This is a genomic window from Isachenkonia alkalipeptolytica (assembly GCF_009910325.1).
Taxonomy (GTDB): Bacteria; Bacillota; Clostridia; order Peptostreptococcales; family T1SED10-28; genus Isachenkonia; species Isachenkonia alkalipeptolytica.
This window is the reverse complement of the sequence record NZ_SUMG01000018.1, coordinates 1-14,267: the sequence shown is the minus strand read 5'-3', so window position 1 is coordinate 14,267 and position 14,267 is coordinate 1. Positions and strand designations below refer to the sequence as shown.

The following is a 14,267-nucleotide window of genomic DNA, read 5'->3' as shown; positions in this document are numbered from 1 at the left end:
TCAATCACATCATCTTATAAAGCACAAGTAAAACTTTGATGCTTATTTATATCATACAATAAAAAAGAGGATTTCTCCTCATTTTTTAAAAATGTTGTAAAATTAAAATTATTCTTTTTAAGTGAATTTTTATTCCTTTGATTCTGTTTCAAGTTTTTTCAATGCCCATTGAGCCGCATCCCTAAGGTCCTCTCTAGTATCGTTGATAAAGGGAAAAATATATGGCATAGCCCCAGGATCTCCAATATTTCCCAAAGCGACTAATGCATTTCTTTTCAGCACCCTAGCGCCCCTCCAAGCACTGGCATTATTGCCGTATTTTCTTATAAATTCTTTATTGGATACCCCTAACAACTCCCTTAAATCCGGGAATGCCGGGGGATTTCCAGGAATAAAAGCAGGGTCTGAAGAACTTTTCAATTCTTTATTATAGGGACAGATCTCCTGACATACATCACATCCATATATCCGATTGCCCATCAGGGCTTTTTCTTCATCGGATAAGACCCCTTTTTTTTGCATAATACCACTTATACAGCGAGATGCATTAAGTCGGTAGGGCTTAACAATGGCTTGCCCCGGACACGCCTTAATGCATTTGTTGCAATTTTCACAAACAGAACCGTGACATGATTTTTTTTCATTTCCCGGCACATCACAAACCTCTAAATCGATTAACATATAACCGTAGAAGACATAGGAGCCGTATTCATGGTGATAAAATAGGTTGTTGTAACCATAAAACCCCAAGCCGGCTTTAGATGCTAAGAAACGCTCTACTAAAGGACCGGTATCCACATAGGACTGATAAGATACTCCGGGTTTATTTTTCCCCAAGGCCTCTCCCAGGTTTTGCATTTTCCTTTGAAAGACCCGGTGATAGTCCTCCCCCCAGGCGGTCCTAGCAAGTCTTCCTCGAAAAGTATCGGGTGTTGTATGAGATATATCAATTGTGTTGGACTCGCTATAATAGGGAAGCCCTAAAACTACTATGGTCTTGCAATTCTCCATGGTTAAAAACGGGTCGCACTTTTCTTCGATGCTTTTTTTATTAAATTCAAAGGTATAACCTTCGTCAACATATCTTGTAAGGATTTCTTTTAAATCCTTAAAGTAATGAGGCTTTAAAGTTCCTATAATAGGAAACCCTTGGTGTTTTGCTTCCTGCCTTAATTGCCTGAAAGAAATTTCCATTCATCATTCAACCTGCCTTTGTCCTCGCTTTAATTTCCCTGTAATTATTCATTTAATTTTACGGACTATACCATTCCCGTTCACTTAAGGGCCAAAACTTGGCCACTACTTTCCCGCGAATTCAGTTGGTGCTTATATATCCAAAATTTCTGCTGTCGTTGCTGGAATTTCGATTATCTCCCAGTAAGTATACCTTATTTTCCGGTACAACACCACTTACAACATTATAATTTTTAAAGCGGTAGTCATCGCACTCTATATAATCCTCACAAAGATTCTCTCCATCAACGATTAATTCGCCTTCAGATATGCTAAACTCCTGACCTTCTGTGGCAATCACCCGTTTGACAAAGTTTTGATCCGGATCCTTCGGGGACTCGAAAATTACAATGTCTTTATAATCAATCTCCTTAACAACCCTAGAACTAATATCCACCAGTAATCGATCCCCACAGCTCAAGGAGGGTTTCATAGAGTCTCCTCTTACGGTCACCGTTGAGATAAGATAAGTGTCTAAGAGCACAAGAGCTGTTAAGATAATAACAATTGCAGTCAAAAAAACAATAGCTTTGTTATTAGTTTTTTTTCCCATTTTCAAATCCCTCCTTTATATGGTCGAGGGCTTTACCATCCAATACTATAATTCTTGTTTTTTAAACATTGTTATCAACAATAGTATCCAATGACTCCGTTTCTTCTTCTGATATTATTTTTTTACCCCGATGATCCTTACTTAAACCTAATACCGCGAAGTTGTATGGAATCACATTCTCCCGATTGTTTTTTCTTTTATCATCTAAAAAATCCACCATCACATTTTCGACTTTTTTCATTAATTCCTTGGCCTCTTCCTTGGTAAGGTAATAATCGCTGTATTGGTTAATAAATCGGGAAGCTTCGGCAACCTCAATGTTTTTATAAAAATCGCTGTTGATTTTCTCAAAAATAGAAATATACGCTTGGTTAATAGATTGAGTTAGTTCATCCCCACCGTTTTTAATAAAGTTTTTATCGATCATCAACACTTTTGCAGCAGGCAGATAGTACTTTTCAACAATTCCTGATTTCACCCGCTCATCCACCAAGTTTAAAATACCGACTTTAAGCAGACTCTTAATATGATAATTGATTTTCGCATGGGGCTCTTCTAGCTTTTCCGCTATTTGCTTGGCTGTTTGAGGTTCATCTCCTTCAAAGCACTCCAGAATTTCTACCCGGTAAGAGTGACTGATTGCTTTGATCTGTTCAAGCTCTCTTAAAACCATAATATCTTTCATAACGTTACCACCTTATAATTTTATAGTAAATATGGAAATTATTAAATGTATAAAACAAGTAATATGTATTATCTCTAATTTTATTACTTTTTAAGGATTTTGTCAAAGTTTATTGTTTTAAAATACGGACAATTTGTATTTTTCTGATAAGTCTTTGATCATTTGAACCCCTGCAACACTATTCCCTTTCTGATCTAAGGAAGGACCTAGAATTCCGATGCCCATTTGTCCCGGTACCGTAGCTAGAATCCCTCCTCCAACCCCACTTTTGGCTGGTATACCAACATTAATGGCAAATTCTCCCGAGGCGTTATACATTCCGCAGGTAAACATAAAGGTTTTAGCAATTTTAATGTATTTTTTATCGACTAACACTTTCCCTGTCTTGAGGTCGATGCCATCATTCGCCAAAAACGCTCCTATTCGAGCGATATCTTTCGTGGTCACTTCAATAGAACACTGTTTAAAATACACATCTAAACTGCCTTCCACATCCTTTTCAATCACTCCCACATCCTTCATAAAATATGCCATTGCCCGATTCCGATCCCCGGTTCTTTTTTCAGAAAGATACACATTTTCGTTGATGGTTAACGCCGGATTTCCGGTTATTTGCCTAAAAAACGCCAATAATTTTTCTACTTTCCCGGTAGAACTGCGTCCTTCAATCATGGAACTGATCGCAATGGCTCCTGCATTGATCATAGGGTTAAAGGGTTTTGAAGGCATTACCGTTTCCAGCTTTACCATAGAGTTAAAAGGGTCTCCTGTAGGTTCCATGCCTACCCGATCAAAAACGTAGGCTTCTCCTTTTTCTTCCAGGGCAAGGAGTAAGGAAATCACCTTAGAAATACTTTGAATCGTAAACTTATATTGATAATCCCCCCCATGGTATTCCTCACCGTCCAACGTAACAATGCTCATACCTAAGGCGTCTTTTTTTGCTTTTTTCAACTCCGGAATATATTCGGGTAAAACGCCGTTTTCAATGTATTTTCGATTGTCATCAATAATACTCTTTATGACTTCCTGCATGTTCTTTCCTCCTTAATTAATTAATTAATGCAACGTGCTTCCACCGATAAATTCCCGGAGTATTGAAGTTTTCGGAATGTTTTCCTCATCCTGAATGACCACAAAATAATTAAGGAATTTAAGTAACCGTTTAATTTCGGGATAATACTTCGAGGAAGCGTCCACTTGCCGTAACAAGGGTTCTATATACTTTTTCAAGACCCCCAACTCATAAAACAGAGCAGAATTAAACATCACATCCGCTTGTTCCTGAAAAGGAAAAATGTTTTCCTCTTCTCCTTTGCGAACGGATTTCCAAAGTTCAAGAGAGGTTTCCACATCGTTAGACCGAAACTTATGGTCCCGAACGATTCTTCGAATTAATCGAAGATCTGTGGTGGGGATTCGATTATGTTCATCAATATTCAACTGAGTTAAAGCACTGATGTATATTTTATATTTGCTTCTCGGATCAATTTCCTTGGTCAGTTCATCATTTAAGCAGTGTATCCCTTCTAGAATAATCGGTTGGTCCTTTTTAATTTGTATGCTTTCACCGTTATATTCCCTTTTTCCTGTATGGAAATTAAACGTTGGTAAAGAAACCTTCTTTCCTGCTAAAATACTTTTCAAATCGTGATTAAATAATTCGATATCAATAGCATAAAGAGACTCAAAATTATAGTTTCCATTTTCATCCAAGGGTGTTTTTTCTCGGTTCACAAAATAATTATCCAAGGATATACTTACCGGTTCCAATCCATTCACTGATAACTGAATGGCTAGGCGCTCGGCAAAAGTTGTTTTTCCTGAAGAGGAGGGTCCTGCAATTAAAATCACTTTTCTATGGGTAAGATCCTTTGTGATTTCATCCGCAATTCTGGCTATTTTTTTTTCATGGAGAGCTTCCGCAATTCGGATGAACTTTCCTTCCTGCTTTGATACCACCAGGTCGTTCAAAGAGGATACATAGTCGACCCCAAGAATTTCTCCCCATTTTTCCGACTCCCGAAATATTTTAAACAATTTCGGTTGTTCAATAAACTTTGGAACCTCTCCCTGATTATTGATTGTAGGAAATTGGAGTACCATGCCGGGTTTATAATATTGTAGACGAAACTTTTTAAGATAACCCGTTGAGGGCACCATATATCCGTAAAAATAATTTTTTAACCATCCACATTTATAAAGGTTAATGTAAGGTTTTTCCCGGTACTTTAAAAGATTGACTTTACCCCTTTGCCCATATTCTTCAAAGTTGTTTTTCGCCTCAACTACAGAAACTTTTTCTTTTTCAAAAGGCACATCTTCTGCTATGATTTCGCTCATTCGCTCCTCTATTCTTTGTATATCTTCCTCAACCAAGTCTCTTTTATATTGAATTTCACAATAGAGGCCCTTGCTTATTGAGTGTTCCACTGATACCTTGCAACCTGAAAACAGCTCCATAGCAGCCCGAATAAAAACAAAGGAAATGCTCCGCTGATAAATTCGGTTCCCAATGGGGTTTACAATATCTACAAAAGAGATCTCAGAATCTTTTTCAACTTTTTCTGTTAGCTCTCGGAGTTTGCAATCCTCTAGAACCGCAACAATGCTTTCTCCATTGTTCGAATAATCTTTTATTACCTCTTCAAAGGTTATCCCTTGAAGGTACTGCTTCTTATCTCCATTGGGTAAGGTTAAGGTTATCCTTTGATTTTCCATTTCTAAAACCATTCCTCCTTTGCTATTATTCTATGCTGCCGATTTCACTGAAGGGATAAAGTCTTACAAAAGCTTTTCCCACAACATCTTCAAAATTAATCAATCCTAACTCTTCATTGCGACTATCTAAACTATTATTTCGGTGATCCCCCATGACAAAAAGTTTATCTTCAGGAATAAGTTGATGGACATTTCCATGGGTATAATCGTCTTCAAGATAGGGTTCTGTTAAAAGCTCATCGTCAATATAGACCTGCCCCCCCCGAATTGAAATTTCCTCTCCGGGCAAAGCGATAATTCTTTTGATGAGTAATTTCGCATCTCCGTTTACATCCACTTGATTGGATTCAAAAACAATGATATCTCCCCGCTCTGGAGTGCCTCTTGTGTAAAGCAGCCTATTAATTATCAAAAAATCATTTTCATCCAAGGTTGGTTGCATAGAATAGTGCTTTACGATCGTGGGTTTCATGAACGTGGTAATGATTAGAGCGATAATTAAAGATATAATAATCGTTTTTACCCACTCTAAAATTTCTTTTTTCATATTCGGTCCTCCATTCTACTTCTCACTATTCTATTTATTCTATCACTAGTTATTTCTCAAATCAATATAAAGCCCATCATTCTCAGGGTTAAATACTTTTTATTTGAAAGAGCCGGTGTAAATTTTTTTAAAAATATGATATATTATATATAACATTTTAAAATAGGGCTAAAAGATACTAAACCAATAAAAGAAAGTGGGATCAAAGACATGGAAAAAATCAAAGACCTTATATATGATCATACGGATCTGCTATTATCTTTATTGGTAATAATGGTTATTATCTTTATCATAGGGACAAACTTCACTTTTTTTGACCAGAATCTATCCAGTTTTATCGGTTCATCGAACAACGGGAGTTCTCCAGAAAGCGAACCCGTCATAAGTGAAAGTGAAGACGAAGGGGAACAAAACACTACAGGAGATGACTCGGAAGAAGAAAAATCCGCCGGTCATGAGGAGTCAGCAAATGAAGAGGATAGTGAAACCGTAACTATTCATATCCCACGAGGAGCCACCGCCTCCGATGTGGGAGATGTGCTACACGGAAAAGACTTAGTAGAGAGTTCCTTAGAGTTTGTTGAGACAACGGAAAACTTAAATGTTTCGCACCGTTTAAGACCGGGAACCTTTGACGTTCCCACTGGTTCGACTATAGAAGAAATTATTCAGATATTAATCCAAAGCAGTCTTTAATCCGCTGAGGCATCGGCCTCAACGGATTATTTTCATGCTGTTTTCATGCTGCTATTGAATTTTCTCCTCCAACATCTCCGCCCGTTTATGGGCCCGATTTATTAAGCCTTGCTTGTTTACAATATGTCTGGTCTGTGTAGCTTCCGCTACCTTTCCCAACTCATCATGACAGGTGATTTTGAATTTAAGCACATTATGGTCCATATCCACCAGTTCAGCAGTTGCGGTAACAAACACTCCCTGGAGGGTCGGTGCCAAGTGAGTGAATTCCATTTTTTGTGTAACACTGACGTAATCCTTGGGGATATTCTCTCCTACTAATTCCACAGCTGCCTGAATCATCAGCTGTACCAAAGCGGTTGTTGAAAATAGAGTTTCTATTCCTGACCTTCCAAAACTCACCGATGAGTCTTCATACTGCACTCGCTTTTGTACATGATGGGTTTTTCCTACTTCCAAGTTTACTCTAAACATATAATCCCTCCTAACAATATATTTGTAGAATAAATTACTTATTATATATATACCTTGAAAAAGACATTTCACACAAGCAATTCTTCCCTTGATGACTTAGTTTGTTTTCAATGTGGTTTTAATAATCAGAATTCTATTGATCGAGTAGGAGGTGAATGATTAATTCATTCACCGACCTCTCACAGCACCGTACATAAGGATCTCGTATACGGCGCTTCTACTATGACAATCTAATTTTCTTGTGCTGTTTGGATAAACTTTTAAAACCATGATTAATCAGTCATTGATTAGTTATGGTTTTATTTAGTATTGGACTATTGGATCATTCGGTCGATTACCGTCGGTATCCTAAACAGTCTCATCTTACCGTTATCCTTGGGAATTTCAACTCTTCTCACTGGTTTGGGCTCATATTTCCCTTCGAGTATTTCTTAGATTAGTGAGTCTACCTTCTCTTTTAGGTATGGCAGGAGATCTTCTACCTCCATACCGTCTACTCCATGTTTTCCTTAGTTTCTCTTGACTCTTTTGCACGCTTCGTAGAGATTTCACTTGTGGAGAATTCGCTCCAGTAGCTTTTCAGTACCTTGCTTAGATTTGGCTTTCGGGTTAGAATTCGCCGAGGACGCCCTTGCCCCCGGCTAGTGGTTCCCGCTACCAAGCCCACAGTGTACCTTCACCGCCAAGTTATCGTCCATGCCGGGCATACACCAAAAAAAGGATAAGATACACTCTTATCCTTTTAAATATCTTCTGTAATTATATACTTGCTCTTATCTATCATCTTTTAATAGTGAAACACCTCATCAATAATTCCACCGCCCAGACACTTTTCCCCTTCATAAAACACAACTGCCTGCCCCGGTGTAACCGCTTTTTGCGGCTCATCAAAAATGACTTTACAGTTACCATCTTCCATGGTTTTTACCAGTACCTTTTGGTCTTTTTGTCTATAGCGAAACTTCGCAGTACACTGAATTGTTGTCCCGGGGGAGATTCCTTCTACCCAGCTCAAATCACTGGCATATAAACCCTTCGAAAACAATGCCGGGTGGTTGGCTCCTTGCACCACATATAAAGTATTATGAACCAGGTCTTTATGGGCTGCAAACCAGGGTTCTCCAGAACCGGAGCCAGATCCGCCAATGCCAAGGCCTTTTCGTTGCCCGAGGGTATAGTACATCAACCCGTCATGTTCTCCCTTTACCTCTCCGGTAATCGTCCTCATTTTCCCCGGGGTAGCCGGTAGATAATTGCTTAAAAAATCCTTAAAGTCCCGTTCTCCGATAAAGCATATTCCTGTGCTGTCTTTTTTATCCGCAGTAATTAGTTCATGTTTCTCTGCAATCTCTCGTATTTCTTGTTTTGTAAGCTCTCCCACAGGGAACATGGCTTTGGACAACTGTTCCTGTCCCAACGTGTTAAGAAAATAGGTTTGATCCTTATTAGGATCTGCCCCCCTTAAAAGTGCATAGTAACCATTTTCATACTGAATTCGAGCAAAATGTCCTGTCGCTAAATAATCTGCACCAATGGACTCTGCATATTTTAAGAATACATTGAATTTAATCTCTTTATTGCACATTACATCAGGGTTGGGAGTTCTGCCTTTTTTATACTCCTCTAAGAAATAGGTGAACACATTATCCCAGTACTCCTTCTCAAAGTTCACTGTATAATAGGGAATGCCGATTTTCCCACAGACTCTTCGAACATCCTCATAATCCTCCGTGGCGGTGCATTCTCCTCCTAAGGCTTCTTCATCCCAGTTTTTCATAAAGATTCCTACGACGTCATATCCCTGCTGTTTCAGTAAGAGTACCGCGACAGAGGAATCAACACCTCCCGACATCCCTACAACAACTTTTATATCTTCTTTCTTTTTCATTTTCATCCTCCTTAAAACTTTCACAAATATCATTATAACATGAAACTAACCCTTGAAAAAGCCACTTTTTATAGAAAAGGGGACCTCCCTCAAAGAAAAAAGCTAGCCCAAAGGGCTAACTCTTTTTATCCTATATACTTTCTCTCAGTTGATCAAACCCTTCTTAAGCCTTGTTCCAAATCCTCAATTAAGTCCTGGACATCTTCTATTCCCACAGAAAGACGTATTTGTCCCTCATAAATCCCCACCTTTTCCCGCTCTTCTTTTGTCATATCAAAATGACTCATGGAAGGTGAATGTTGTATAAGAGAATCCACATTCCCAAGACTTGTGGCAAGGCTAAAAACATTCATATTATTCAGCATCCTTCGAACACCTTCTACTCCCCCTTTAATATCCACACTCATCATTCCTCCAAATCCCCCCATTTGTTCCTTGGCAGTTTCATGGCCGGGATGGTCCTCTAAGCCGGGGTAGTAGACATTATCTACCTTGGGATGATTTTTTAAGTATGTTGCAACCTCCATGGCATTTTCACAGTGTTTCTCCATACGGACACCTAAGGTCTTCATGCCTTGCATAATTGTCCAAGCCCCAAAAGGATCCAATACGGCTCCAAAACACTGCATATAGGGCATACGGCATCGATCAACCAAGGATTTTTTCCCTGCAATTACTCCGGCGGTTACTGTTCCATGGCCATTTAAGTATTTAGTTGCGCTGTGCACTACCAAATCTGCACCAAGAACAACGGGATTTTGAAGGTAGGGGGAAGCAAAGGTGCTGTCTACTATCAAATGAAGAGAGTCCCCTTTATTCTTTAATTTTGCGATTTCTTTAATATCCGATATTTTTAATGTGGGATTCGCTGGGGTTTCTATATAGATCAGTTTTGTGTTGGGCTTTATGGCACTACGGACGGCACTTACATCAGTCGTATCCACAATGCTGTAGTCTACATCGAAATCCGGAAGAATCTTTGTAAAAAGAGCAAAGGTACAGCCATAAATCACATCCCCAAAAATCATATGATCGCCTGACTTTACCAGGGATAGCACAGCGGTAGAAATAGCCCCCAATCCTGAAGCGGTTCCCAAGGCTGCTTCTGCTTGTTCCAGATGGGCAACCTTCTTTTCGAATTCATCCACGGTGGGATTCCCGAAACGACTGTAAACAAACCCCTGATCAATATTTTGATTCAAACGCACCGCTTCATCAAAATCCGGAAGAACATAGGTTGAGGTTTGATACAATGGACTGATATGAGATCCGGTTTCCTTGTCAAGCTTTTGCTTAGCATGAATAACTTCCGTATTTTTTTGCATTTTAATCCCTCCAAATGATTATAGTCCCATTATTTTGATAACTCTTAATCTTCTTTATTGTATGGAACTTTTTCAACATTGTCAACTTTCCTCGAATGGCTTACTATACATCTATATAGAAACTAACTCATTTAAGAGTAATCGATTCCTATCCAATCACCCAGGTCTTCTTGGGGAATCTTGACATGAGACGTACATCTACTTACTAAGCTTCGTTATTCTTAGTAAGTAGTGTTACGACTTCAGTAATCGATTCCTATCCAATCACCCAGGTCTTCTTGGGGAATCTTGACATGAGACGTATATTAGCTCGTCCAACGACAAAGGAGTTGTAGACGAACTTATGCAAGGAAATCTCAAATTCTTGATTTGGTGATTTTCACTGCCATCTACTTACTAAGCTTCGTTATTCTTAGTAAGTAGTGTTACGACTTCAACATGGGCCGTATGAGGGAAAAGATCTACTCCCCGTGCTTTTTCAACCCTATATCCCGCCTCTTGAAAAGTTTTTAAATTCTTCACCAGGCTTTTGGGATTACAGGACACATAAACCATTTCATTTAATTGATAAGACAAAATGTCTCCTAGGGCTTTATCATGGATGCCTTCTCTTGGAGGATCGATTACCAATGCATCCGGTTTTTCCGGAATTTCCTGCATCTTTGCCTTTACGTCCCCGGGGATGAAGGTACAATTATCTAATTTATTTATCTCGGCATTTTTCTTGGCTTTTGTCACCGCCTCTTCCACCAATTCTATGCCTATCACTTTCTTTGCATCCTTTGCCAAAACCTGGGCAATGGTTCCCGTACCAGAGTAGAGGTCTAATACGGTTTTCCCTTCTATGTCTCCTAGAAAATCAATCACTTCCTCATAAAGACTTTCCGCCCCTAATGTGTTGGTTTGAAAAAAGGAATAGGGGGAAATTTCAAAGGTTAAATCAAAAAGTTTTTCCCGGTATTCTTTATTGCCGAAGATTACTCGCATTTCATCACTTTTTACAACATCCGCCAATCCGTCATTTAATGAGTGAAGAAATCCAACAATCTTTCCCTTCAGTTCTAATTCTCGAAGCTCCTCGCCTAAAATCTCAAAATTGTGATGATCCTGGGTAGTACTTACTAAGTGAATGACTATCTCGTCGGTATAATACCCTTTTCTTACTACTAAGTGACGAAGAAAGCCTTCATGCCTCATGGAGTTGTACTGACTCAAACTATTTCTCTTCGCATAATTTAACACCGTTACCAGAATCCTTCGAAAATCCTCATCCATAATTCGGCAATCATCCACCGTAACTATATCGTGATGCAGACCTTTTTTATGCATCCCTAAAGTGATGGGACCATTTTTCTCTTCGTCCCCGAAGGTAAACTCCATTTTGTTTCGGTATTCAAAAACCTTCGGGCTTTTTTTAATCGGCAAAAATTCTTTAACTTCGATATTTTCCTGCTCGAAAAGACTTCGAATTTGACTTTCTTTGATTTTCACTTGCTCTTTATAGGGGATGGACTGCATAAAACAACCGCCGCAACGACCAAAATGTTTACAGGTCTCTTCAGTTTCCAGGGGGGAAGATTCAAGAACCTCCAAGACCTTTCCCTGTTTTTTGTTTCGTCGATTTTTTGTTACCCGAAGGCGAATTTTTTGGCCGGGTAACACGTTTTTCACCTCTACGATTTCCCCTTCCAGGAGTACTTGACTTTTTCCACCATACCTAAGTTTTTCAACAATTCCTTCATATACTTCTCCTTTTTTCAATACTACGCCTCCTTATCTTACAAAGAATTTTACCATACTTCGCCATTCAATCATTGGTTTGGTTTACCATAATATTGTTATGGCGCCTCGTCAGTCTATGATTTTTCATCTTATTTTTACTCATAAAAGAAGAGACCCTCCGGCCTCTTCATAATACTTTATTTTCTCCCTCTTAATACATAGCCCGGGGCGGAAAATTCCTCAGTTCCGGAAAATTCTTTGACCAGCTCCTCCGTCAGTTCCGTCAGGCCGTCATTAACCTTTTTATTTTCTAAATCATCGGAGCCTTTAATCAAAGTCTGTTTTCTTTTATCGAGAAATTTCGTTGCCCTCTCAGCATTGATCTTTTCAGTAAACTCATTCCAGATAATATCTTTGAATCCTGTGGTAATAAGGGATACTTCTAAATCCTTCGGGTGAATCTCATTAAAATATGACATTCCCCGTAAAACACTTATGCTTTTAATGATTCTAAGTCTCTTAGACCAGTAGGGATAGGATGTAGAATCCACAGACCAAATAGGCATCTCTTCCGTGATCAGAAGGTCCCCCCCGGGTTTCAATACCCGATAAAATTCCTTCAGGGCGCTTAGTGCCCGCATGGGAAACTGATCTACAGAGGATAGGGTATAATTACAAATAATTACGTCGATGGATTGATCGTCAATAAAATCCAAATTACTAAGATCTCCCCTTCGAAGAGATAAGCTCTTAAAATCATTTTGAAGCCTTTCTTCGATTTCTTCAAAGTGGCTGTCATCGATATCGATGGAAATCAACTCTGTGGACCACTGGTTTTCACGAACTTTTTTCGCAATAAGATCCGTAGTGTTTCCCCAGCTGGTTCCTCCTTCTAATACTTTTTTTCCCTCCAGGTCAATACCATCCCATAGAAACTTCTCTGCACTTTTAATCTTATACATCTTATCATCCTCCACTTCCTTTAAGGTTTGATATTTGTACTTTGTTGTACATTTTGTAGCATCAGGTATGATATTGTTATTCTACCCATTTATCATAGACTCAAGCATGGAAATTAATACCGTTCATTAACGTAGCTTTCAATAACCGATTGTTTTTTCCCACAGGAAAAAACTCCCTCTTCTTCAAGACGTTTCGCTAACCACTCACTGTTGGAATGGAAAACTACTTTCGCATCTTCATGAAACACAATCTCAAAAAGCTTATTCTTCAAGTGTATTGATTTCACTTTGATATAATAAGCTTCCACATTTTCAAAATTTCTTAATTCTAGGGCTTTTAAAGTAGTTTGATTTTTTTTGTGATAATAATAATTAACCTTTTCAAAATGGTTTTTCATCTGCTGAAAATGTTTCCCGAATTTTTGAATTTCCTTAGCCTTTAATTTGGAATATTTCGCCATCATATTATAGTACTGATAATTAAACACCGCTTTATTAAAATTATCCACAATCTTAAAGGGTTTAATCTCCTGTTCTCTGATATAATAATAGGTCTCTTCAATATATTCTTTTTTAGAAATATCCCCATTTTTCAGCATAATAATTAAGCTTTCACGTTTTTCTCGAAATTTATCAAAAATATTTTCTCCATGAATGTACTTCACGCTAAACACCCTTTACTGGTTTTCCATTACCGAAATCAAAGACCCCGAAAGGAGCCTTCACTTTTTCTTTAAGTGGATTTTTTTACTGACCATGGAATAAGAAAGCAACGGAACAATAATGAGCACCACATAATCGTGCATGTAGTAGTTAATGGAATACAACGTTACGAGAGCCACGATTCCTCCGGCTAAAGTGATGGGTATACCACTAAAAGTTCCGGCAAAATCTGTGACGTTAAACTTAGCCAATCGATAAGCCCCGCTTATCGCAAATATTACAATAATAATAATTCCGATAAATCCAAAGGTCTGAAGGCTGTAACTCCATATTAAAATTGCCGGTGCCACCCCAAAAGAAATCAAATCACTTAAGGAGTCCAACTGCTTTCCGATTTCGCTTTCCACATCCAGTTTCCTTGCCAGTTGTCCGTCAAACCGGTCCATAAAGGCAGCTAAAATAATCAAAATTGATGATAGGGTATAATCCTCTGAAAAGACACTTATAATTGCAAGGATCCCTAGAGAAAGATTCCCAAAAGTAAGTAAGTTTGGCAAATGGGTCTTCATACATCTTTCACCTCAAATCTCTATTGTTGCTTTTCTTACTCCCTCACTATTTTACTCTATTTCCACCAAAATTCCTAGTAAAATGTAAATTTAATTCAAATCGGTCAATTGTAGAACTAAATGAGACTTTGTAAAGTTAAATAAGACCTGTCTAATAATCTTAAAAAATACAGGGTTTCATATCATTTATTTCTTTAAAAACGAGTATTCTAATGCTCGTTTTTATAGT

14 protein-coding genes are annotated in these 14,267 nt (G+C 38.4%); 1 reads left to right on the top strand and 13 read right to left on the bottom strand.

All coding sequences use genetic code 11. From position 1 onward, the window contains the following. Window positions 1-129 precede the first annotated feature (129 nt). The 6 genes from queG to lepB (ISALK_RS11830) form a co-directional block, all read right to left on the bottom strand. Window positions 130-1,194 carry a tRNA epoxyqueuosine(34) reductase QueG gene (gene queG / locus ISALK_RS11855; protein ID WP_160722566.1) on the bottom strand — a complete coding sequence of 355 codons (1,065 nt, stop codon included), beginning with the start codon at window positions 1,192-1,194 and terminating at the stop codon, window positions 130-132. Window positions 1,195-1,315: 121 nt separating this feature from the next. Then, window positions 1,316-1,786 carry a signal peptidase I gene (gene lepB / locus ISALK_RS11850; protein WP_160722564.1) on the bottom strand — a complete coding sequence of 157 codons (471 nt, stop codon included), beginning with the start codon at window positions 1,784-1,786 and terminating at the stop codon, window positions 1,316-1,318. 61 nt (window positions 1,787-1,847) lie between these two features. Further along, window positions 1,848-2,471, bottom strand: a complete 624-nt coding sequence (locus tag ISALK_RS11845) for an ArsR/SmtB family transcription factor (RefSeq protein WP_160722562.1) — start codon at window positions 2,469-2,471, stop codon at window positions 1,848-1,850. 117 nt (window positions 2,472-2,588) lie between these two features. Further along, the gene (gene glsA / locus ISALK_RS11840; protein WP_160722560.1) at window positions 2,589-3,506 is read right to left on the bottom strand and encodes a glutaminase A; all 918 of its coding nucleotides are present in this window, start codon (window positions 3,504-3,506) and stop codon (window positions 2,589-2,591) included. A 24-nt stretch (window positions 3,507-3,530) separates the two neighbouring features. Then, the gene (locus ISALK_RS11835; RefSeq protein ID WP_160722558.1) at window positions 3,531-5,192 is read right to left on the bottom strand and encodes a nucleoside kinase; all 1,662 of its coding nucleotides are present in this window, start codon (window positions 5,190-5,192) and stop codon (window positions 3,531-3,533) included. A 25-nt stretch (window positions 5,193-5,217) separates the two neighbouring features. Continuing rightward, window positions 5,218-5,739, bottom strand: coding sequence for a signal peptidase I (lepB, locus tag ISALK_RS11830; protein WP_160722556.1), 522 nt, complete (start codon window positions 5,737-5,739; stop codon window positions 5,218-5,220). A gap of 210 nt (window positions 5,740-5,949) precedes the next feature. Here lepB (ISALK_RS11830) and ISALK_RS11825 point away from each other — a divergent pair, with 210 nt between their 5' ends. Then, a complete protein-coding gene (locus ISALK_RS11825; RefSeq protein ID WP_160722554.1) occupies window positions 5,950-6,435 on the top strand; it encodes an endolytic transglycosylase MltG in 486 nt (161 codons plus the stop codon). Window positions 6,436-6,486: 51 nt separating this feature from the next. Here ISALK_RS11825 and ISALK_RS11820 read toward each other — a convergent pair whose 3' ends face one another. The 7 genes from ISALK_RS11820 to pssA all read right to left on the bottom strand — a co-directional run bounded on the left by ISALK_RS11820 (window position 6,487) and on the right by pssA (window position 14,038). Beyond that, window positions 6,487-6,909 carry a thioesterase family protein gene (locus tag ISALK_RS11820; protein WP_160722552.1) on the bottom strand — a complete coding sequence of 141 codons (423 nt, stop codon included), beginning with the start codon at window positions 6,907-6,909 and terminating at the stop codon, window positions 6,487-6,489. A 787-nt stretch (window positions 6,910-7,696) separates the two neighbouring features. After that, window positions 7,697-8,797, bottom strand: a complete 1,101-nt coding sequence (gene mnmA / locus ISALK_RS11815; protein WP_160722550.1) for a tRNA 2-thiouridine(34) synthase MnmA — start codon at window positions 8,795-8,797, stop codon at window positions 7,697-7,699. A gap of 152 nt (window positions 8,798-8,949) precedes the next feature. Next, complete coding sequence (locus ISALK_RS11810; protein ID WP_160722548.1) at window positions 8,950-10,122, bottom strand: trans-sulfuration enzyme family protein; 1,173 nt, start codon at window positions 10,120-10,122, stop codon at window positions 8,950-8,952. Window positions 10,123-10,518: 396 nt separating this feature from the next. Continuing rightward, on the bottom strand, window positions 10,519-11,883 hold the full coding sequence (rlmD, locus tag ISALK_RS11805; protein WP_160722546.1) for a 23S rRNA (uracil(1939)-C(5))-methyltransferase RlmD: 1,365 nt from the start codon (window positions 11,881-11,883) through the stop codon (window positions 10,519-10,521). Between the two features lie 158 nt (window positions 11,884-12,041). Continuing rightward, on the bottom strand, window positions 12,042-12,806 hold the full coding sequence (locus ISALK_RS11800) for a class I SAM-dependent methyltransferase (protein ID WP_160722544.1): 765 nt from the start codon (window positions 12,804-12,806) through the stop codon (window positions 12,042-12,044). Window positions 12,807-12,919: 113 nt separating this feature from the next. Continuing rightward, the gene (locus ISALK_RS11795) at window positions 12,920-13,471 is read right to left on the bottom strand and encodes a DUF6648 family protein (RefSeq protein ID WP_160722542.1); all 552 of its coding nucleotides are present in this window, start codon (window positions 13,469-13,471) and stop codon (window positions 12,920-12,922) included. 57 nt (window positions 13,472-13,528) lie between these two features. Next, the gene (gene pssA, locus ISALK_RS11790) at window positions 13,529-14,038 is read right to left on the bottom strand and encodes a CDP-diacylglycerol--serine O-phosphatidyltransferase (protein WP_160722540.1); all 510 of its coding nucleotides are present in this window, start codon (window positions 14,036-14,038) and stop codon (window positions 13,529-13,531) included. Between the last annotated feature and the right edge of the window lie 229 nt (window positions 14,039-14,267).

Excerpts from the sequence above, each read along its gene's own strand:
- queG (WP_160722566.1), bottom strand. The coding sequence starts at position 1,194 with ATGGAAATTTCTTTCAGGCAATTAAGGCAGGAAGCAAAACACCAAGGG.
- lepB (WP_160722564.1), bottom strand. The coding sequence starts at position 1,786 with ATGGGAAAAAAAACTAATAACAAAGCTATTGTTTTTTTGACTGCAATT.
- ISALK_RS11845 (WP_160722562.1), bottom strand. The coding sequence starts at position 2,471 with ATGAAAGATATTATGGTTTTAAGAGAGCTTGAACAGATCAAAGCAATC.
- glsA (WP_160722560.1), bottom strand. The coding sequence starts at position 3,506 with ATGCAGGAAGTCATAAAGAGTATTATTGATGACAATCGAAAATACATT.
- ISALK_RS11835 (WP_160722558.1), bottom strand. The coding sequence starts at position 5,192 with ATGGAAAATCAAAGGATAACCTTAACCTTACCCAATGGAGATAAGAAG.
- lepB (WP_160722556.1), bottom strand. The coding sequence starts at position 5,739 with ATGAAAAAAGAAATTTTAGAGTGGGTAAAAACGATTATTATATCTTTA.
- ISALK_RS11825 (WP_160722554.1), top strand. The coding sequence starts at position 5,950 with ATGGAAAAAATCAAAGACCTTATATATGATCATACGGATCTGCTATTA.
- ISALK_RS11820 (WP_160722552.1), bottom strand. The coding sequence starts at position 6,909 with ATGTTTAGAGTAAACTTGGAAGTAGGAAAAACCCATCATGTACAAAAG.
- mnmA (WP_160722550.1), bottom strand. The coding sequence starts at position 8,797 with ATGAAAAAGAAAGAAGATATAAAAGTTGTTGTAGGGATGTCGGGAGGT.
- ISALK_RS11810 (WP_160722548.1), bottom strand. The coding sequence starts at position 10,122 with ATGCAAAAAAATACGGAAGTTATTCATGCTAAGCAAAAGCTTGACAAG.
- ISALK_RS11800 (WP_160722544.1), bottom strand. The coding sequence starts at position 12,806 with ATGTATAAGATTAAAAGTGCAGAGAAGTTTCTATGGGATGGTATTGAC.
- pssA (WP_160722540.1), bottom strand. The coding sequence starts at position 14,038 with ATGAAGACCCATTTGCCAAACTTACTTACTTTTGGGAATCTTTCTCTA.